The organism is Microcystis sp. LEGE 08355 (assembly GCF_015207185.1).
GTDB classification, from domain to species: domain Bacteria; phylum Cyanobacteriota; class Cyanobacteriia; order Cyanobacteriales; family Microcystaceae; genus Microcystis; species Microcystis panniformis.
The window spans coordinates 1-1,068 of the sequence record NZ_JADEXI010000950.1; the positions used below are offsets into that span (position 1 = coordinate 1).

The window sequence follows — 1,068 nt, forward strand, 5'->3', positions numbered from 1 at the left end:
GTAATTGTGTTGATAAAGTCATCATATTGTCGATGATTTCAAACAGTTTAATTATCTGTTCTCTCTCGAACTCCTTTTCATATAATCCCCTGATTAACTTCCACTTCCACTGTTCCCGTTCTGGCAGCTTCCCAGTAGTCGCTTTTGTTTTCAGGTGTGCCATGACGATTATAGCAAAGGGATTGCTACTTGCTTCCAATTAGTCACTGATAACTGATAACTGATAACTGATAACTGATAACTGATAACTGATTAGTTGGTGAACTTCAGGAAAGAAGAAATGTAAAAATGCTTCAAAATACTCGCTTAATGCTTCTTTCCAGGGTTCATCATAATTGGCGGTTGTTTGGTTCATGGTAAGTCGCTACCAATTGGAAAGTTAGGTGCTCATCTAAATCTATTATTCCCCATAAATATCATCAATGCTACTTGTCGTCACAAAACTTCCCATTAGAGCCACCTACATCTACATCTTTGTTCTGACATTTATTGGTAAAACTATATAATGCCGTCAGATTGCCGGGGGAGGAGCTACCTAAACTGGGGAAGATATCTTTAACTAAAAAAGGGGTTGACATGATTTTTTCCTGAATAATAGGGTGAAAATTAAACAATTAAGTCCCTAAAGAAGGCACCATCCACACGGATTGAGTGCCGTCGAGGTCGGTATCCGGTCCAATTAGCGCCGGGTTGCGGTAGCCAGGTAGGACGGAGACGGCAAAAACCTCCTCCACGCCGCTATTGAACCAAAAAGTTGCCACCAGTTGACTGGTGGCTAGATTGACAATAGCCAACCCGCACCGCAATTGATTACGCCGCTCATCCAGGGGTAAACCGCCAAAAACCGCCGTTTCTCGGATTTGGGACAACCCGACAAAGGCGTGACCTTCCCAACAGTCTAAACCCCGGGTAAAACCGGGCAATTCGGCGATGATTTCCGTGCTACCAGTTTGGGGATGCCAACGGTTCAAGGTTCCATAACCGGAATTGAGGAAATAGAGATTACCTTGGTAAAGACGGGGAGAATGGGGCATCGCTAAACCCCGCAGAATCACCTCTCCCCTCGGC

The 1,068-nt window shown here is 44.4% G+C and carries 3 protein-coding genes and 1 pseudogene; all 4 read right to left on the reverse strand.

Going from position 1 to position 1,068, the window contains the following annotated elements; all coding sequences use genetic code 11:
* Positions 1-199, reverse strand: a pseudogene (locus tag IQ242_RS27345) (hypothetical protein); the annotation flags it as partial.
* On the reverse strand, positions 200-355 hold the full coding sequence (locus IQ242_RS27350) for a hypothetical protein (RefSeq protein WP_193961871.1): 156 nt from the start codon (positions 353-355) through the stop codon (positions 200-202). It lies immediately after the preceding pseudogene.
* 70 nt (positions 356-425) lie between these two features.
* Positions 426-578 carry a hypothetical protein gene (locus IQ242_RS25535; protein ID WP_193961872.1) on the reverse strand — a complete coding sequence of 51 codons (153 nt, stop codon included), beginning with the start codon at positions 576-578 and terminating at the stop codon, positions 426-428.
* A 36-nt stretch (positions 579-614) separates the two neighbouring features.
* Positions 615-1,068: DUF4915 domain-containing protein (locus IQ242_RS25540; protein WP_193961873.1), on the reverse strand; the 454-nt coding region annotated here is incomplete at its 5' end.